General features: G+C 70.9%; 12 protein-coding genes. 1 reads left to right on the forward strand and 11 read right to left on the reverse strand.

The features are described from left to right. Positions 1-89: 89 nt before the first annotated feature. The 4 genes from AC1RL8_RS25550 to AC1RL8_RS25565 are packed head-to-tail and all read right to left on the reverse strand — an operon-like array spanning position 90 to position 3,977. A complete protein-coding gene (locus AC1RL8_RS25550; RefSeq protein ID WP_487850234.1) occupies positions 90-506 on the reverse strand; it encodes an EthD domain-containing protein in 417 nt (138 codons plus the stop codon). Then, the gene (locus tag AC1RL8_RS25555) at positions 503-1,330 is read right to left on the reverse strand and encodes an acyl-CoA thioesterase (protein WP_492686475.1); all 828 of its coding nucleotides are present in this window, start codon (positions 1,328-1,330) and stop codon (positions 503-505) included. The genes AC1RL8_RS25550 and AC1RL8_RS25555 overlap by 4 nt, the downstream gene beginning before the upstream one ends. After that, positions 1,327-2,739, reverse strand: coding sequence for an enoyl-CoA hydratase-related protein (locus tag AC1RL8_RS25560; RefSeq protein WP_492686474.1), 1,413 nt, complete (start codon positions 2,737-2,739; stop codon positions 1,327-1,329). Before AC1RL8_RS25560 ends, AC1RL8_RS25555 begins: the two co-directional genes overlap by 4 nt. A gap of 29 nt (positions 2,740-2,768) precedes the next feature. Continuing rightward, positions 2,769-3,977: an acetyl-CoA C-acetyltransferase gene (locus tag AC1RL8_RS25565; RefSeq protein WP_492686473.1), complete on the reverse strand. Its 1,209-nt coding sequence runs from the start codon at positions 3,975-3,977 to the stop codon at positions 2,769-2,771. A 138-nt stretch (positions 3,978-4,115) separates the two neighbouring features. On the opposite strand from AC1RL8_RS25565, the gene AC1RL8_RS25570 reads away from it, so the two are divergent. Then, positions 4,116-6,854: a winged helix-turn-helix domain-containing protein gene (locus AC1RL8_RS25570; protein ID WP_492686472.1), complete on the forward strand. Its 2,739-nt coding sequence runs from the start codon at positions 4,116-4,118 to the stop codon at positions 6,852-6,854. A 59-nt stretch (positions 6,855-6,913) separates the two neighbouring features. Here the strand turns inward: AC1RL8_RS25570 and AC1RL8_RS25575 are convergent, their stop codons facing one another. The 7 genes from AC1RL8_RS25575 to AC1RL8_RS25605 all read right to left on the reverse strand — a co-directional run bounded on the left by AC1RL8_RS25575 (position 6,914) and on the right by AC1RL8_RS25605 (position 18,220). Beyond that, the gene (locus AC1RL8_RS25575) at positions 6,914-10,753 is read right to left on the reverse strand and encodes an autotransporter domain-containing protein (protein ID WP_492686471.1); all 3,840 of its coding nucleotides are present in this window, start codon (positions 10,751-10,753) and stop codon (positions 6,914-6,916) included. Positions 10,754-10,955: 202 nt separating this feature from the next. After that, the gene (locus AC1RL8_RS25580; protein ID WP_492686470.1) at positions 10,956-11,849 is read right to left on the reverse strand and encodes an SDR family oxidoreductase; all 894 of its coding nucleotides are present in this window, start codon (positions 11,847-11,849) and stop codon (positions 10,956-10,958) included. Positions 11,850-11,890: 41 nt separating this feature from the next. Next, on the reverse strand, positions 11,891-12,682 hold the full coding sequence (locus AC1RL8_RS25585; protein WP_492686584.1) for an enoyl-CoA hydratase/isomerase family protein: 792 nt from the start codon (positions 12,680-12,682) through the stop codon (positions 11,891-11,893). A gap of 5 nt (positions 12,683-12,687) precedes the next feature. After that, the gene (locus AC1RL8_RS25590; protein WP_095746853.1) at positions 12,688-13,839 is read right to left on the reverse strand and encodes an acyl-CoA dehydrogenase family protein; all 1,152 of its coding nucleotides are present in this window, start codon (positions 13,837-13,839) and stop codon (positions 12,688-12,690) included. A gap of 38 nt (positions 13,840-13,877) precedes the next feature. Further along, positions 13,878-15,437, reverse strand: coding sequence for a long-chain-fatty-acid--CoA ligase (locus AC1RL8_RS25595; RefSeq protein ID WP_492686469.1), 1,560 nt, complete (start codon positions 15,435-15,437; stop codon positions 13,878-13,880). 28 nt (positions 15,438-15,465) lie between these two features. Further along, positions 15,466-17,043 carry an acyl-CoA synthetase gene (locus AC1RL8_RS25600; RefSeq protein ID WP_492686468.1) on the reverse strand — a complete coding sequence of 526 codons (1,578 nt, stop codon included), beginning with the start codon at positions 17,041-17,043 and terminating at the stop codon, positions 15,466-15,468. A gap of 73 nt (positions 17,044-17,116) precedes the next feature. Beyond that, positions 17,117-18,220, reverse strand: coding sequence for a CaiB/BaiF CoA transferase family protein (locus AC1RL8_RS25605; protein ID WP_062478197.1), 1,104 nt, complete (start codon positions 18,218-18,220; stop codon positions 17,117-17,119). Between the last annotated feature and the right edge of the window lie 21 nt (positions 18,221-18,241).

Below are 18,241 nucleotides of genomic sequence, written 5' to 3' on the forward strand. Positions count from 1 at the left end.
AGGGGGTCTCCTCGCGGCCGGCGACGCGCCAGCCTGTGGGAAAAAGTTTAGGGACGCGCCCTGCGCGCAGGCATCGTCCGAAGCGACGATTACAGGCGGCCGCGCGCCTGCAGGTAGTCGCGCACCGCCTCGGCGGCGGGGTCGCCGACCACGGCGAATTCGTCGGTGAAGAAGATCGGCGAGGCGGCCAGGTCGATGAAGCGGCGCTCGTCCGCGAGCAGCTCGGCGCTTGCGCGGCGGGCTTCTTCGCGCCGCGCGCCGGTGCGCGCCTCGAGGCTGTCCCACCACAGCTCGGCCACGCCGTCGAAAGGCGCGGGGCTGCCGCGCGGCACGGCCAGCGGCTGCACCAGCGCATCGTCGAGCGTGTGCGACTGCACGTAGCGGCGCAGGCCCAGCACCTCGGCGCGCTCGGCGACGAGCGGTGCGTGCACGTTGCGCCAGTGGTGCTGGAACTGCGCGCGGTCCAGGTGCGGCAAGCGCCGCAGGCAGAAGACGAGCTTGATCATCGGCGCATCCGGATCAGCCCTTCCTGCGCCACCGAGGCCACGAGCCGGCCGGCGCGGTCGAACAGCGCGCCGCGGCAGAAGCCCCGCGCATGCTCGGCCGAGGGCGAGTCGGCGTCGTACAGCAGCCAGTCGTCGCAGCGGAAATCGCGGTGGAACCACATCGCGTGGTCCAGGCTCACGCCCTGCACGCCGGGTTGCTGGAACGCCAGGCCGTGCGGCTGCATCGCCACGCCCATGAAGCTGTAGTCGGAGGCGTAGGCCAGCATCGCCTGATGCAGCAGCGGGTCGTCGGGCAGCGCGTCGGCGGTGCGCAGCCAGAGCTGGCTGTGCGGCGGGCGCGGGCCGGCCGTGACGGGGTCGCGCGGATCGACGTAGCGGAACTCGATCGGTCCTTCCACGCGCACGCGCGGTCCGGCGCGCGGCGTGAGGTCTTCGGGCGGCGGCGCCTCGGGCATCGCGCACTGGTGCGACACGCCCGCCTCGCGCCGATGGAACGAGGCCGACATGTGGAAGATCGGCTCGCCATGCTGGATGGCGACCACGCGCCGCGTCGTGAAGCTCGCGCCGTCGCGGATGCGATCCACGTCGTAGACGATGGGCGCGGCCTTGTCGCCCGCGCGCAGGAAGTAGCCGTGCAGCGAATGCGCCGCATGCCCGTCGACCGTGCGGGCCGCGGCCATCAGCGCCTGCCCGAGCACCTGGCCGCCGAAGACGGCGGGCGCGCCGATGTCGGTGCTGGTGCCGCGAAACAGGTTCTTCTCGAGCTGTTCGAGCTGCAGCTGCGCGACCAGCGACTGCAGCGCTTGCGCGCGGCCTGGGCTCACGCGGCCTGCTCCACGGGATAGAACAGCGCGTTCGATTGCGCGCGCTGGCGCAACGCGGCCGTGGGCTCGAAGCGCTCGCCGTGGCGCTGTGCGAGTGCATCGCAGCGCGCGACGAAGGCGGCGAGGCCGACGGTTTCGATGTACGAGAGCGTGCCGCCGGTCCAGTCGGGATAGCCCAGCGCGAGCACGGCGCCGAGGTCGGCCTCGACCGGCTGCTTCAGCACGCCTTCTTCGAGGCAACGCGCCGCTTCGAGCGCGAGCAGCGACAGCAGGCGCTCGCCGACGGCGCGTGCGTCGGGCTGCGATGCAGTGGCTTGTCCCGGTGTTGCATCGGCAACCAGCGGACTCTCGCCCAGCCCGGCCTGCCGCGCGGCGTTCGCGATCAGCGCAGGCGACACGCCCTCGCTCAACAGCGCCGCACCCTCACTGCGGTACAGCTGCCGCAGCCGCTCGACATACGCAACGTTGACCGCACTCAAGTCGCCCTTGCGCCGCAGCGCCGCGCCCCGGTTCACGAACAGCGTGCGCATCAGGTTGCGCGCCACCGGGCCGGCCAGCAGAGGGCCGAAGCACTGCGCCTCGACCGCCAGGCCCGCGTCCATCGGCAGCTGCGTGCCTTCGTACACGGCCGACAGGATGGCCAGCGGCGCCGGCAGCTGGTCGTGCGTGTCGCGCCGCACCTGCGCCAGCGTGGCGCCGAAGCTGGCGCCCGCGTGCGGCGCCAGTGCGCCCGCGCCGCCCGGCACCTGGAAGCCTTTCACGTCCCACGGCTGCTGGCCGGCGTCGGGATGGTCGAGCACCCAGCGACGGGCCACGGCCACGAGCTGGTCGGCCGGCGCGAGCGCATCGACCACGCCCAATGCCAGCGCTTCGGCCGGCGCCACATGCCGGCCCGACAGCAGCAGCGGCAGCGCGCGCGCAATGCCGATCAGGCGCGGCAGCCGCTGCGTGCCACCGCCCACGGGCAGCAGGCCGACCGTGACCTCGGGCAGCCCGACCACCGCGCGCGCTTCGTCGAGCAGCACGCGGTGGTGGCAGGCCAGCGCGAGTTCGAACCCGCCGCCCAGCGCCACGCCGTTGATGGCCGCCGCCACGGGCTTGCCGCAGCGTTCCAGCTCGCGCAGCGCGCGCCCGCCGGGCGCGATCGCCTCGATGGCCTCGGCTGCGCCGCCGCCCGTGGCATGAAAGCCCACGAGGTCCTTCAGGTCGGCCCCGGCCATGAAGCCGCTGGCCTTGCCCGAGGTGATGACGGCGCCGCGCACGTCGGCGCGCTGCGCGATCTGCGCCACGGCCTCGCGCAGTTCGGCCGTGAAGCCGGGCGTGAACACGTTCATTGGCCGCTCGGGCACGTCGAGGGTGAGGAGCGCGACGCCGTCGGCATCGACCTCGAATCGGATGTGGGAAGGCATAGGAAAAAAGGAAAGAGAAGACGTGCTGCTCAGACGCGCTCGATCACCAGCGCGGTCGACTGCCCCGCCGCGGCGCACAGCGTGACCAGGCCCAGGCCCGCGTCGCGCCGCTCCAGCTCGTCGAGCAGCGTGCCCGTGAGGATCGCGCCGGTCGCGCCCAGCGGGTGGCCCAGCGCGATGGCGCCGCCGTTCACGTTGATGCGCGCGGGGTCGATGTCGAAGTGGCGTGCATAGCGCATCGGCACCACCGAGAAGGCCTCGTTCACTTCGAACAGGTCGATGTCGCCGATGGCCAGGCCGCAGCGCGCCAGCAGGCGCTCGGTGGCCGGCATCGGGCCACCCAGGCTCAGCAGCGGCTCGTCGGCGCACGAGGCGCTGCCGACGATGCGCGCGCGCGGCACGAGGCCGTTGCGCGTGCCGTAGTCGCGGTTGCCCAGCAGCACCGCGCAGGCGCCGTCGACGATGCCGCTCGAGTTGCCGCCCGTGTGGATCGCGTCGATGTGCGACAGCTGCGGGTAGCGCTGCAGCAGGATCGCTTCGTAGCCCTGCGCGGCCACGCCAGCGAAGGCGGGCTTGAGCTTGGCCAGGTCGGCCATCGTGGTGCCGGGGCGGTTGGCCTCGTCTTTCGCGAGCACGGTGCGACCGAGCCGGTCGCGCACGGGCACGAGCGAGCGGTCGAAGCGGCCCTCGGCCTGTGCCACGGCGGCGCGGCGCTGGCTTTCGACGGCGTAGGCATCGACCGCCTCGCGGTCCACGCCGTCGAGCATGGCCATGAGGTCGGCCGCCACGCCATTGGGGATGTAGGGATAGCGCTGGCCCACGGCGGGGTCGGTGTAGACCGCGCCGCCGTCGCTGCCAATGGTCACGCGCGACATCGACTCCACGCCGCCGCCGATCACCGCATCGGCCTGGCCCGAGGCCACGAGGCCGAAGCCCATCTTCAGCGTGTCGAGCGCCGAGGTGCAGAAGCGGTTGAGCTGGAAGCCCACCACGCTGTCGCCGTAGCCGGCCGACAGCAGCGCGACGCGCGCGATGTCGGCGCCCTGCTCGCCCACCGGCATCACCACGCCCAGGCCCACGTCCTCGATCTGCGCGGGGTCCAGCGCATGGCGTTCGCGCAGCGCCTGCAGCACCTGCGTGGCCAGCTGCACCGGCGTGATCGGGTGCAGCGCACCGTCGGCGCGGCCCTTGCCGCGCGGCGTGCGCACGTGGTCGTAGATGAAAACGTCGTCGGTCATGGGCAGGGCGCCGCCCGGGTGCGCAAGGCCACCGGATGCAGGGGAATTCAGTTTGTCTGCGGCCAGTTTAGGAAGCAGAATCGGTTGCCGGAATCGTCGGAAGCGACGGAATTTCCAGGCACTCACTCCCCCTTCGCGATGCCTGCTCCAGCCCCCGTTCCCCCTTCTTCGCTCCGGATTCTCGAGACCAAGCTGAACCCGCCGGCCTTCGTGGCCACGCAGGTGCCGCGCACCGCCATCAGCGAAGAAATCGCGGCCGCCACCGTCAAGCTCGTGCTGGTGCGCGCACCCGCCGGCTTCGGCAAGACCACCGCCATGGCGCAGATTCGCGAGCGCATGGACGCGCAGGGCATCGCCACCGCATGGCTCACGCTCGACCGCGCCGACAACGACGTGTCGCGCTTTCTCAACTGCCTGGCCGAGGCCGTGCAGCGCATCGGCGTGGACGAGCCCGCAAGCCACGCGCCCTTCGACGCCGTGGCCGCGCTGGCCGCGCACGACTCGCCCTTCACGCTGTTCCTCGATGACTTCGAGGTGGTGCAGGAGCCCGCCGTGCTGGGCCTCGTGCGCGAGCTGGTGGAACACCTGCCGCGGCGCGGACGGATCGTGATCGGCTCGCGCAGCCTGCCCGACCTGGGGCTGGGCCGGTTGCGCGCGCGCGGCCAGCTCATCGAGATCGACACCGACCGCCTGCGCTTCTCGCTGGAAGAAACCAGCGCCTTCATCGGCCTGCGCCAGGCGCATGCGCCGCACGCCGCCGCGCAGCCGCCGCAGGCGCTGCCGGCCGACCTGCTCTCGCAGCTGCACCGCAAGACCGAAGGCTGGGTGGCGGCCATCTGGCTGGCGTCGATGGCGCTCGAGCGGCACGGCATCGAGACCGGCTTCATCGAACGCTTCTCGGGCTCCGACCGCGCCGTGGCCGACTACCTGGCCGAGGACGTGCTCGCGCACCAGCCGCCCGAGATCCACGACTTTCTGCTGCGCACGAGCATCCTGCGCCAGCTCGACGCCTCGGTGTGCCAGGCGCTCAACCCGCGCGGCGACAGCGCCGTCATCCTCGAGCAGCTGGCCGCCGCCAACCTGTTCCTCACGCCCGTGAGCGGCGATGCCGGCGGCGAGGTGCGCGCGTGGCGCTACCACAGCCTCTTTGCCGACTTCCTGCGTGCGCAGCTGGCGCGCGAGCGGCCCGGCGAACTCGCGCGGCTGCACCTCGCGGCCTCGGGCTGGTACGAGTCGCACGGCCGGCCCGTGCCCGCCATCGACCACGCCATCGAAGGCGGTGACCACCCGCACGCGCTCACGCTGCTCGACAGCTACGCCGAGCAGTTCCTCGAGCAGGGCCGCATGCGCATGCTGGCGCGCTGGTTCTCGGCCATCCCTGAGCATCAGCTGCGCGAGCACCCGTTTTTGCAGCTCATCGCGCTGTGGGCCACCTGCTTCACGCACGGCCCGTGGGACGCGATGCGGCTGCTCGAACAGTCGGGCTGCCTCGACAGCCCCATTCCCGAGGTGCGCGCCAACGCCCACACGCTCATTCCGCTGCTGCTGGCGATGGAAGACCAGCACGACGCGGCGTATGAAGCCGGCCGCGAAAGCCTCGCGCGCCTGCCCACCGGCCTCGCCTTTGCCGAGGGCGTGCTGCTCAACGCGATGGCGCACATCCTCGCCGTGCGCGGCGACCAGCGCGAGGCGCAGCGCCTGCTCGAGGCCGCGCGGCGCGAACAGGGCAACAGCACCTTCAACCGCATGTACACCGAGTCGCTGGCGGGCCTGTTCGACCTCACCGAAGGCCGGCTGCGCCAGGCCACCGCGCGGCTGCGCATGGCGGTCGACTCCACGCATGCCGTGTCGTACAACCACAGCCACGGCAACGCCTGGGCCGGTGTGCTGTACGCGGGCGCCGTGTACGAAACCAACCAGCTGGTGCAGGCCGAGCACCTGCTGAACGTGTACCTGCCGCTGGCGCGCGACGTGGGCCTGCCCGACCACATGATCCTGAGCCACGTCATGCGCTCGCGCATCGCCTTCCACGCGGGCGACATCGACGCCGCGTTCCAGGCCCTGACCGAACTCGAATACCTCGGCCACCACCGCCAGCTGCCGCGCGTGGTCGCGGGCGCCAAGCTGGAGCGCGCCCACATGCTGCTGCTGCAGGGCAACGGTCCCGCCTCGCGCGACGAGCTGCAGCGCGCCGACGACCCCGAGCTGTGGGAGCGCGAGCGCCGCCAGCGCCTGCCCGCGCACGACCTCGACTACCTCGCGCTCGCGCGGGCGCGCTGGGACATCGCCTTCGGCGACGCGCGCGCGGCCCTCACCGTGCTCGACGCCGAGCTGCACGCCGCCGTCGCCGCCAACCGCAACCGACGCGCCCTCAAGCTGCGCGTGCTGCGCGCACTGGCACTGCAGCGCGCGGGCGACCTCGCCACCGCCATCGAAGAGATCGGCGCCGTGCTGCAGGCCGCGAGCCAGGAAGGCTTCGTGCGGCTGATCCTCGACGAAGGCCCCGCCGTGGGCACGCTGGTGCACCGCTACGCCGCCGCCATGCAGCAAGAAGCTGGGGCCGTCGCGCCCGTGCTGCGCAGCGACCCGATCCTGGCCGACTACCTGCAGCGGCTGCTGCAGGTGCTGGGCCCGCCGCCCTCGCCGATCGACGCCGAGGCGCCTTCGGGCGACGCCACCAAGGAGCCGCTCACGCGCAAGGAGATCCGCGTGCTGCAGCTGCTGGCCGAGGGCTACTCGAACAACGCCATGGGCGAGAAGCTGTTCGTGTCCGAGAGCACGGTGCGCACGCACCTGCGCAACATCCACATGAAGCTGGGCGCCAAGCGGCGCACGGAGGCGGTGGCGATTGCGCGCAAGCTGGGCGTGATCCGCTAGCCCAAAAAAAGGGCCCGCCCGCCGACACATGGCAGACGGGCCCAAACCCTCGCCTTTCGTCAGAACGACACGTTCAGATTCGCCTTCACCGACTGGTCGCGCGCCTTGCCGCCGAACTGCCCGCCATACGACACGCCGAAGGTCGCGCGCGGCGAGAACGCGAAGTCCATGCCCAGTTGCAGCACCGCCGCGTTCTTCGCGACCGCGACGCTCGCGATGTCAGAGAAGCCCGTGGCGCCCGGCAATGCGACGCTGCTGAACGGCGTCAGGTCGCCATAGGCGCGGCGCCAGCCGACCATGCCCTTGAGCGTGGCGTCGACGCTGCCCAGGCGCACGGCGGTCGATGCGCGCAGGCCCAGCGTCGACAGCCCGACGTTCGCGCTGCCGCTGCGCGCCTGCAATGCCGCCCACGTCCCGCGCTCCGAGAACGCGTCGGTGTGCAGCGTGACGTGCGCGAGGTTCGCGAAGGGCTCCAGTGCCACATCGCCGGCCGCCAGGCTGTAGCCCACTTCGCCGAAGACCTGCGTGGTCGATGCGTCGTGGTTGCTCTTGAGCGAATCCGCCAGGCCCGCCACGCGCGCCTGGCGTGTGGTGTCCACGTCGTGCCGCGCATAGGCCGCGCCGGCGCGCAGGGCCCACGGGCCGAGCGTGGTGCCGCCGTACAGGCCCAGGTGGTAGCTGGTGGCATCGCCCGAAGACGAGCGCGCGTCCACGTCGACCTTGCTGCGGCTGTAGCCGCCGGCCACGCCCAGACGCACGTTGTCGCCCACGCGGGTGTCGCCGCCCATCAGCAGGCCGTCGACCGAGCGATCGAGCCGTGCGGCGTTGCCGTCGCCGCGCGCGCGGCCGGTCGAATGCAGGGCCTGGCTCCAGAAGACCGTCTCGCCCGTGGTCGGTGCGGCCATGTGCGACTGGCCGGCGCCGTCGTTGATCTTGACCTGCGCCGTGGACGCGCCCGCCGTGCCGGCCGAGGCACGCAGGCGCTCCAGCGCGGCCTCGCGCACGAAGCGGCTGTCCTCGATGAGCGCGGTCTTCGCGGAGGCATGCACTTCGCCCGACAGGCTGTCGAAGGCCGTGCGTGCGGCCGGCACGCTCTCCAGCTGCAGCGCGGCGGCCAGCGCCGGGCTCCAGGCAGCCGCGCCATCGAGGTTCGCCCCCATCGCACGCTGGTTTCCCGACTGCGCGACCGAAGCGAACGACACGCTGTTGCGCATGGCTTCCGTGTAGACCTGCGTCGCGGTGTAGCCCAGCTTCGGCGAGAGGAAGAGGTAGTCCTTGGCCACGCTGAAGTCGGCGAAGGTGCCGCTCACGCCGCCTTCGGCGTTCAGCAGCGTGTAGCGCGCACCGAGAACGTAGCCGCCGAGCACGCGCACCGTGCCGCCCTCGAGCGTGGCCCGGCCGCTGACGTCGAGCCGGTCGGCCTGCGCATCGGTGCCGCTCAGTTCGGCTTCGAAGGTCGCGCCCGGCGCGAAGCGTGCGTTGCCGGCCACGTGCAGCGTGCCGATGGAGTTGCCCGGCGCCACGACACCGCCCGCCGCGATGGTGGTGCTGCCAACCGTGCCGGTGCCCTGCAGGCGCCCGCCCGACAGCACGGCCATCGTGCCGCCCAGCGTGCCGTTCACCGACAACATGCCCTGCGCCACCGAGGTCTTGCCGGTGAAGGCGCCGGAGTCGCCGGTGAGCTCGAAGCGGCCCGCGCCCGCCTTGACGAGGCCGCCGCTGCCGCTGAAGCGGCCCGCGAACTGCGTCGAACGGTCGTTGCCGCCGGTGGTCAGCGTGCCGGTGCCCACGGCGACGTCGCCCGCGCCGGCCAGCGAGCCGATGGTGGCGTCGAAGCCGTTGAGGTCGAGCCTGGCCTTGCCGGCCACCGTGAACGCGCTGGCGTTCGACAGGCCGGTGGCCGAGCCCGCGCGCAGCGTGCCGCCCTGCACCCAGGTCGCGCCGGCGTAGCTGTTGGCGCCGCTCAAGGTGGTGACGCCTTCGCCGGTCGTGCCGCCCGTGGTGCGCAGGTCGCCCGCGCCGGTGATGTTGTAGGTGAAGTCGTAGGCGTCGCCGCGGTCGATGGCGAAGCTGGCGCCCGCGTCGATGGCCACGTGGCTGGTGATGGAACCGGTGGTGCCGCCCTCGCCCAGCGCGAGTTCGCCGGCCTGGATGCGCGTGTCGCCCGAGTAGGTGTTGGTACCCGTGAGCACCAGCCGCCCGGCGCCGGCCTTCACGAGGCTGCCGCGGTAGTCTTCGTCGGTCTTGCTGCGCAGGTGGGTCAGGCGGTCCCAGTCGACGTTGATCGCCATCGCCCGGTCCTCGACCGCCGTCATGATGTCGTCTACGGGAACCACCAGGTACGCCGATATCTCGGCCCATTGGGGATCTCCCGGGCCGGCAAGCCGGCGAAAGATTTCAAACCGCCCGGCGGTGCCCTTCGCCAGGGGATTTGCCTTTGCGGCGGCCAGCGCCTGGGCGTAGTCACCACCCGACAGCATGGCCGTGCGCAGGGCCTGGAGCAACGCGACGGCCTCCTCGCCCTCGGGCCTGAAGGTGTCCAGGGCCACCGGTCCCTTCATGAGCGCGCCCAGGCGTGCGATCTCGGCGGCCTCTTCCTGCTTGCGCTGGACCAGCCCCGTTTCCGAGATGTCGTGGCGCCACGTATCGGCCATCCCGCCAGGCATGTCGATGACCGTGCGCTTGAGCAGCTGGCCCGGCCCCTTCATGGCGTTCTCGAGGTTGACGAGGCCCCAGCCGATCACCTCGTCGGGCGCCGTCTGGCGCGTGCCGTCGAGCTTCGTGGCCGTGGTGAGCAGCACCTGCAGCGCCTGCTCGTTGGTCATGTACGGAAAGCGCTCCATGATGATGCCCAGGGCCCCCGTGGCATGCGGCGCCGCCATCGAGGTTCCGGTGTAGGTCCCGTAGGCCCCGTCGAACACCGTGCTCGTGATGCCGGACCCGGGGGTGGCCACGCACCAGTACTTGGCGATGCCGCACTTGTTGAGGGAGCCGTTCTGCAGGTAGCCCTTCTTGTCCCACCTTTCCATGGCGCCCGTCACCGTCAGCCAGTGCCCCTCCACGTCGGGCCTGAAATACGGCAGCGCCCCGCGCGCCGCCGGGTTGGCCTGCCCCTGGTTGTCGGCAGCGAACACCTGGATGACCCCTTCCTTGCCATCGGCCTGGGGCTTCGTGGCATCGATCGCGGCATCGACCCAGGACAGCCCTCGCAGGTACTGCAGATAGTCAACGGTGACCGCCTGCGTGGTGCTGAAATTCGAACGCTCAGGATTGCCCCAGCTGTTGTTGACGACCCGCACGCCCGCGTCGCGCATGCCCTGGTAGAGATTGCGGAAGTTCTCGGTCGATGCATGCGCGTAGCGGTCCGGCCCCAAGCGGGCCCCCGAATACAGTTTGTCGCCTGCATTGGTGTTGCCCACGACCACCTGGGCATTGAACGCCACGCCGTGCATGTTGTTCGGGACGTTCTGGCCGTCCCGGCTGGCGCCAACGGTGCCGCTCACATGGGTGCCGTGGAAGCCATACCCCCCCGCGTTGCCGTTGAGCTCGGAACCATCCGCCGCGAACTCGCTGTACGCCCCGTTGGACGTCGCCGTCACCAGCGCCGTGAAGCGCGTGAGCGGCAGCTCGCGCGTGTGGCGCAGGTCGAAGCCCGAGTCGATGACGCCCAGCTTCACGCCCTTGCCGGTGAAGCCCGCCGCATAGGCGTACTCGGTCTTCATCGCCCCGAGCCCCCAGTCGGCCAGGAACTCCTTCGTGCGCCAGCTGGCCGGGTCGCCGATCATGCCGGGGTCTCCCGGATAGGCCTGTGCGCCGGCCGCGGTGGCCAGCATCGAACCCCACACGCACACGGCGGCGCAGGCCACGGCCCTGCGCTTGAACTTCGGTGATCTCGTCATGACGGAACGAACCCTCTCTGTCTTGGAATGGAATGAAAAGACCGTCGCCCTGCCGGTGAAGCCACGTCGTGAAGACGTCGCGCACGGGCCGGTTAACGGTCGTTAAATTCTGGAAAGAGAGGTCGTTCTTTGTGATCTCGTCGGTGCTTGTTCCGATACTTTGGAATCCTGACGCTGGAGTTTTTCCCTAGGTTGCGGCGCTTCAGGCCGCCAGCCGCTGCCGCTTGTCCTGCGCGTCGCGCCCCGCGATGTGCGCGCGCGCGCGTTTCCAGTCCTCGTCCTGCCACTGCGACATGCGCGAGAAATTTCCGCCCGTGGCCTGGAACTGCGCGCCGTCGATGGCGATGGTCTGGCCGTTGACGTACTCCGAGCCCGGGCCGAGCAGGTAGGCCGCAAGGTTGGCCAGCTCGGGCATGCGGCCATTGCGCTCCATCGGGTTGCGTTCGGCCTTGTGCTCGCCGCCGCCGGGGTTCAGGCGCGCGCTCATGCCTTCGGTGGGGAACAGGCCCGGCGCGATGGCGTTGAAGCGGATGCCGCGCCCGGCCCACTCGACCGCGAGCGATTGCGTCATGGCATGCAGCCCGGCTTTCGACATGGCCGAAGGCACGGTGAAGGGCGAGCCGTTCCATACCCAGGTGGTGAGGATCGACAGCACCGACGCGGCCTTGCCCTCTGCGAGCCAGCGCTTGCCGCATTCGAGCGTCATGCAGAAGCTGCCGCGAAAGACGATGTTCGAGATGGCGTCGAAGGCGCGCGGCGACAGGTCTTCGGTGCGGCTCACGAAGTTGCCCGCGGCGTTGTTGACGAGGCCGTCGAGCGCGCCGCCGTCGGCCCAGATTTCATCGAGCATCTCGGTGATCTGCGCGTCGTGGCGGATGTCGCAGGTCTTGGGCGTCACGCGCCCGCCGTGCAGGTGCATCAGCTCGGCCGCCGTTTCTTCGAGCACGGGCGCGCGGCGCCCGCAGATGTACACGTGGGCGCCGAGCAGCAGCAGCGCCTCGCTCATCACGCGGCCCAGGCCGCTGCCGCCACCGGTCACGAGGTAGCGGCGGCCGGCCAGCAGGCCGGGCTTGAACATCAGGTCGTCGAGGGTCATGGAAATCCTTGTGTGCGGTCCGTTGAAATTCGGAATGAAGCTCAGCGTCCCGTGTAGACGGGCGCGCGCTTCTCGAGGAAGGCGGTCATGCCTTCGCGGAAATCGCGGGTCTGGGTGCACAGCACCTGGTTGCGGTCTTCCATGGCGACGACCGCTTCCATGCTGCCGGCATCCACGGCAATACCGAGCGCCTCCTTGGTCAGGCGCAGCGCCACGGGCGTCGCGTTGAGCATGTCGTCGGCCAGCGCTTGCGCCTCGGCCTGCAGCGCGGGCAGCGTGTCGACGCGGCTCACGAGGCCCAGCGCGTACGCGCGCTGCGCGTCCATGAAACGGCCGGTGAGCATGTACTCGGCCGCCACCGAGCTGCCGACCATGCGCGGCAAAAAGTAGCTCACGCCCACGTCGCAGGCCGACAGGCCGATGCGGATGAAGGCGGCGTTCATGCGCGCGTCGGGCGTGGCCAGGCGCACGTCGGAGGCCAGCGCGAGTGCAAAGCCGCCGCCGCTGGCCGCGCCCTGCACCACGCTGACGATGGGCTGCGGGCAGCGCCGCATGGCCAGCATGATGTCGCGGATACCCTTCTGCTGTTCGAGCATGTCGGCCACGCCGAGGTCTTCGCCACCCACCTGCTCCTTCAGGTCGAGCCCGGCGCAGAAGGCGCGGCCCGCGCCCTGCAGCACGACCACGCGCTCGGGGCTGCGTGCGTTCAGGCCTTCGAAGTAGTCGCGCAGCGCGCGCACCAGCGCCGGGTCGAGCGCGTTGAGGCGCTCGGGGCGGTTCAGCGTGAGCCAGGCGACCTCGCCGCGCCGCTCGACCTGCAGCACCTCGTTCATCGCCGTCACAGCGCGCGCGAGATCACTTCTTTCATGATCTCGTTGGTGCCGCCGTAGATGCGCTGCACGCGCCCGTCGGCGTACATGCGCGCGACCATGTACTCGGTCATGAAGCCGTAGCCGCCAAAGAGCTGCAGGCACTCGTCGACCACGCGGCCCTGCGTCTCGGAGGCCCAGAGCTTGGCCATGGAGGCGGTGGCGGTGTCGAGCTTGCCGGCCACGAGGTCTTCCACGCAGCGGTCGATGAAGGCGCGGCCGACCTTGATCTGCGTGGCGATCTCGGCCAGCTTGAACTTGGTGTTCTGGAACTCGGCGATCGGCTTGCCGAAGGCCTTGCGGTCGCGCACGTAGTCGAGCGTGGCCTGGTAGGCGCCTTCCATGGTGGCCAGCGCGTTCACGCCGATGATGGTGCGCTCGTACGGCAGGTCGCTCATGAGCTGGAAGAAGCCCTGTCCTTCCTGGCCGCCGAGCAGCGCGTCGGCCGGCACGTGCACGTCGTCGAAGAAGAGCTCGGAGGTGTCCTGCGCCTTCATGCCGATCTTGTCGAGCACGCGGCCCACGCGGTAGCCCTCGCAGCCTTCGGTCTCGACGATGAGGATGGAGGTGCCCTTGGCGCCCTGCGTCGGGTCGGTCTTGGCCACGACCAGCACCACGCCCGCAAGAAAGCCGTTGGTGATGAAGGTCTTGGAGCCGCGGATGCGGTAGCTGCCGTCGGGCTGCTTCTCGGCGCGCGTGCGCACGCCCTGCAGGTCGGAGCCGGCGCCGGGCTCGGTCATGGCGATGGCGCCGACCAGCTCGCCGCGCGCCATGCGCGGCAGGTAGCGTTGCTTCTGTTCCTCGGTGCCGTGGTTCAGGAAGTAGTGCGCCACGATGGTGTGCACCGAGCTGGCCATGCCGGTCAGCGCGCGGCGCGCCTTCTCTTCGTAGAACACGGCCTCGTGGCGGAAGTCGCCGCCCGCGCCGCCGTAGGCCTCGGGGATGTCGGAACACAGCAGGCCGAGCGCGCCGGCCTTGCGCCACACCTCGTGGCCCACGTGGCCGCGCTTGCGCGCCTCTTCGTCGTGCGGCACGACTTCGGTCTCGACGAAACGCACCACGTTGTCGCGGTATAGCTCCAGTTCTTCGTCGCTCCACGAGCGGCGGAAATCGATGGGCATGGGGTGTCCTTCAGTGTCTTGGAATGAGGGGAATGGGGTCAGCCGACGCGGCGTTCTTTACCCGCCCAGAAAGGTTCGCGCAGCTGGAACTTCTGCAGCTTGCCGGCGGCCGACAGCGGCAGCGCCTCGCGGAACTCCACGCTGCGCGGGCACTTGTAGTTGGCGATCTGGTCGCGGCAATGCGTGATGACGTCGTCGGCCATGAGCGGCATGCCTTCGCGCAGAACGATCACGGCATGCACGCGCTCGCCCCACTTGTCGTCGGGCACGCCGATGACGGCGGACATCAGCACCTGCGGCATCTGGGCGATGGCGTTCTCGACCTCGGCCGAGTACACGTTCTCGCCGCCGCTCACGATCATGTCCTTCATGCGGTCGACCACGAACAGCAGGCCATGCTCGTCCATGTAACCGCCGTCGCCGGTGTGCATCCAGCCGCCGCGCAGCGCCGCCTCGGTCTCGGCGGGCTTGTTCCAGTAGCCCTTCATGACCATCGGGCCGCGCGCGACGATCTCGCCGACCTGGCCGGGGGGCAGCTCGTTGTCCTCGCCGTCGACGATGCGGATCTCGGCCACGGGCACCGGCGTGCCGGCCGCGCGCAGCAGGCGGTTGCGGTCGGGGCCGGGCAGGTGGAAGTGCGGCATCAACACGGCCACGGTGGGCGACAGCTCGGTCATGCCGTAGGCCTGCGAGAAGCTGGTGGCGGGCAGCGCGGCCATGGCCTGCTCGAGCAACGCGACGTCGATGGGCGCGGCGCCGTACAGCAGCATCTGCAGGCTCGACAGGTCGAACTCGGCAAAGCGCGGGTGCTCGATCACGCGCTTGATCATGGTGGGCACCAGGAACATCTCGGTGGCGCGCGCGGCCTGGATGGCCTGCAGGATCGCCACCTCGTCGAACATCGGCACCACGTGCTGCGGCACCAGACGCAGGATGCTCTGCAGCGACAGCCCGCAACCGGCCACGTGGAACATGGGCACGGCGATGACGACGGCAGCGTTGCGCGTCTCGCGCGGCACCGCGGCCACCGAGCTCAGCGCGTTGATGTAGAGGCTGCCGTGCGTGAGCATCACGCCCTTGGGCCGGCCGGTGGTGCCGCCGGTGTACATGATGGCGGCCAGCTCGTCGGCGCTGTGCGGCGCATCGTCGATGGGCTGCGCGTCGGCCAGCAGCGCCTCGTAGCCGACCATGCCCTCGGGCACGGGGCCGTCGCCGCAGTACACCACGGTGCGCAGCGACGTCGATAGCTTGCGCAGCTCGCCGGCCATGGGCGCGAACAGGTCGTCCACCAGCAGAATGCGCGTGTCGCAGTCGTCCAGCGAGTAGGCGACCTCCTTCGGGTTCCAGCGGATGTTCACCGGGTTGATGACGCCGCCGCCCCACCAGGTGCCGAAGAAGAACTCGACGAAGCGGTGCGAGTTCAGGCTCATCATGCCGACGCGGTCGCCGCGCGCCATGCCGAGCTGCTGCAGCACGGCGCCCAGGCGCGCCACGCGGTCAGTGAGGGTCGCGAAGTCCAGGCGGTGGTTGCCGCAGACCACGGCGGTCTCGTGGGCCTTCTCGCGGCGGCCCTTGTGCAGGGGCTGGGTGAGGAACATGGTGTCGTCTCCTTGGTGGTTTTTTTCGTCAGGCAACCCGGCGTGCGTGGCCGGCCCAGTGCGGCTCGCGCAGGCGGTACTTCATGACCTTGCCGGCGCCCGAGATCGGCAGCGCGTCGACGAACGCGACGCTGCGCGGGCACTTGTAGCCGGCGATCAGTGCGCGGCAATGGGCGATGAGCGCTTCGGCATCGGCCTCGGTGCCCGTCTTGCGCACCACCACCGCATGCACGGCCTCGCCCCAGCGCTCGTCGGGCACGCCGATGACGGCGGCGGCGGCCACGGCGGGGTGGCGCGCGAGCGCGCCCTCGACCTCGGCGCAGTAGATGTTCTCGCCGCCGCTCACGATCATGTCCTTGTAGCGGTCGACGATGAAGACGAAGCCGTCGTCGTCCATGCGGGCCGCGTCGCCGGTGTGCATCCAGCCATCGCGCAACGCGGCCGCGGTTTGTTCGGGCAGGTTCCAGTAGCCCTGCATCACGCACGGGCTGCGCACCGTGAGTTCGCCGACGGTGCCGCGCGGCACCTCGCGGCCGTCGCCGTCGCACACGCGCAGGTCGATGCCCGAGAGCGCCTGCCCGGCCGAGGCCAGCTTGCCGAGCTTGCGGCCTTCGGGCGAGTGGTAGTGGCGCGTGAGGTAGCTCACGCCGGCCGACAGCTCGGTCATGCCGTAACCCTGCGCGAACTCGGCCTGCGGAAAGGTGGCGAAGGCGCGCTCCAGCAGCGCCTCGGTGATCGGCGAGGCGCCGTAGCCCACGAAGCGCACGCTCGACAGGTCGGCCTGCGCGGTGCGCGGGTCGTCCACCAGCATCTGCAGCATGGCGGGCACGGCCATGAGGTTGGTGGCGCGGTCGCGCTCGATGGCCGCGAGCATGCCGTCCACCGAGAAGCCCGGCAGGATGATCTGCGCGCAGCCCATGAGCACGCCGCGCAGCAAAAACGACAGCCCCGCCAGGTGAAAGAGCGGCGCCACCTGCAACAGCCGCGCGCTGTCGTCGAAGAAGGCGCCGAGCATCGAGACCTGCGCGTTGATCACCAGCGCCGCGTGGCTGAGCATCACGCCCTTGGGCCGGCCGGTGGTGCCGCCGGTGTAGAACACGCCGGCCAGGTCGTCGCCGCCGCGCAGCGCGTCGGGCACGGGCTCGCTCTCGCGGACCAGCGCTTCGTAATCGGTCATGCCCGTGGGTGCCTGGCGCTCGCCCATGTAGACCCAGGTGGTGACGGCGCGCGCGGCGGCGCGCAGCGCGTCCGCCGTCGCCAGGAACTGGTCGTCCACGAACAGGATGTGCGTCGCGCAGTCGTCGAGCGAGTGCGCCATCTCGGCCACGCTCCAGCGCGTGTTGACCGGATTGACCACGCCGCCGGCCCACCACACGGCCAGGTAGTACTCCAGCGTGCGGTCGGCGTTGAGTGCGAGCACGCCCACGCGGTCGCCGGGCTGCACGCCCAGGCGGCGCAGCCCGCCCGCCAGGCGCGCGACGCGTTCGCCGAGTTCGCCGTACGTGCGCGTGCGGCCCTGGAACACGGTGGCGACGGCGCGCGGGCTGCACTGCATGGCGCGGTGCAGGGCCTGCGTGAGGCACAGCGGCGGTGGCGTGGTGGGCATGGACAAGGCTCCTGTCGGTGCGGTGCGGAAATGCCATGCATGCGCGAACGCGCATGCCCGGAAAACGAGGACGTCAGCGTGCTTCGGCCACGGGCGCTGCCGCGCCCCAGCGCTTCAGCAGCGCCGGCCCGTCGTCGGGCGACACGGCCGGTGGCACGACCGGCGCGGTGCGGCTGAAGCGCGGCGCGGGCGCGGGCTGCACCACGCCGCCCACGGTGGCGAAGGTGCCGCGCGCCACGTTGTGCGGGTGCTGCGGGGCCTCGTCCCAGTCGAGCACGGGGGCGAAGCAGGCGTCGCTGCCTTCGAGCAGCACGCACCACTCGTCGCGCGTGCGGGTGCGGAACACGTCGGCCAGGCGCAGCTTGAGCAGCGGCCAGCGGTCGGCGTCCATCTGGGCGTCGAAGGCGGGGTCGTCGACCAGGCCGCAGCGTTCGCGCAGCAGGGCGTAGAACTGCGGCTCGATGGAGCCGATGGCCACGTACTTGCCGTCGGCGCAGGCGTAGGTGTCGTAGAAGTGGGCGCCGCCGTCGAGCAGGTTCTCGCCGCGCTGGTTGCTCCACTGGCCGGCCGACTTGAAGCCGTACATCATGGCCGACAACAACGCAGCGCCGTCGGTCATGGCGGCGTCGACCACCTGGCCCTGGCCCGAGGCCTTGACCTCGTGCAGCGCAGCCAGCAGGCCGAAGGCCAGCAGCATGGCGCCGCCACCGAAGTCGCCCACGTAGTTCAGCGGCGGCACGGGCGCCTCGCCCGAACGCCCGATGGCGTGCAGCGCGCCGCTGATGGCGATGTAGTTGATGTCGTGGCCGGCCGCGTGCGCCAGCGGGCCGTGCTGGCCCCAGCCGGTCATGCGGCCGTAGACCAGGCGCGGGTTGCGCGCGAGGCATTCGGCCGGGCCCAGGCCCAGGCGTTCCATCACGCCGGGGCGGAAGCCCTCGATGAGGATGTCGGCGCGCGCGATGGCGTCGAGCACCGGCGCGGCGGCGTCGGGGGCGCGCAGGTCGACCTCCCAGGTGCTGCGCCCGCGCGCCAGGATGTCGTGGGGGTCGCGCCGCGTGCCGGGGCGCGCGATGCGAAGCACCTCCGCGCCCATGTCGGCGAACAGCATCGCGCAAAAGGGGCCGGGGCCGATGCCGGCCATCTCGACGACCCGAAGTCCTTTCAGGGGTCCTGCCATGTGTGTCTCCTCTGGCGCGCA

Source organism: Variovorax sp. GW822-FHT04E09 (assembly GCF_058800845.1).

Coding starts and splice junctions, on each gene's coding strand:
- AC1RL8_RS25550 (WP_487850234.1), bottom strand. CDS start 506: ATGATCAAGCTCGTCTTCTGCCTGCGGCGCTTGCCGCACCTGGACCGC.
- AC1RL8_RS25560 (WP_492686474.1), bottom strand. CDS start 2,739: ATGCCTTCCCACATCCGATTCGAGGTCGATGCCGACGGCGTCGCGCTC.
- AC1RL8_RS25565 (WP_492686473.1), bottom strand. CDS start 3,977: ATGACCGACGACGTTTTCATCTACGACCACGTGCGCACGCCGCGCGGC.
- AC1RL8_RS25570 (WP_492686472.1), top strand. CDS start 4,116: ATGCCTGCTCCAGCCCCCGTTCCCCCTTCTTCGCTCCGGATTCTCGAG.
- AC1RL8_RS25575 (WP_492686471.1), bottom strand. CDS start 10,753: ATGACGAGATCACCGAAGTTCAAGCGCAGGGCCGTGGCCTGCGCCGCC.
- AC1RL8_RS25580 (WP_492686470.1), bottom strand. CDS start 11,849: ATGACCCTCGACGACCTGATGTTCAAGCCCGGCCTGCTGGCCGGCCGC.
- AC1RL8_RS25585 (WP_492686584.1), bottom strand. CDS start 12,682: ATGAACGAGGTGCTGCAGGTCGAGCGGCGCGGCGAGGTCGCCTGGCTC.
- AC1RL8_RS25590 (WP_095746853.1), bottom strand. CDS start 13,839: ATGCCCATCGATTTCCGCCGCTCGTGGAGCGACGAAGAACTGGAGCTA.
- AC1RL8_RS25595 (WP_492686469.1), bottom strand. CDS start 15,437: ATGTTCCTCACCCAGCCCCTGCACAAGGGCCGCCGCGAGAAGGCCCAC.
- AC1RL8_RS25600 (WP_492686468.1), bottom strand. CDS start 17,043: ATGCCCACCACGCCACCGCCGCTGTGCCTCACGCAGGCCCTGCACCGC.
- AC1RL8_RS25605 (WP_062478197.1), bottom strand. CDS start 18,220: ATGGCAGGACCCCTGAAAGGACTTCGGGTCGTCGAGATGGCCGGCATC.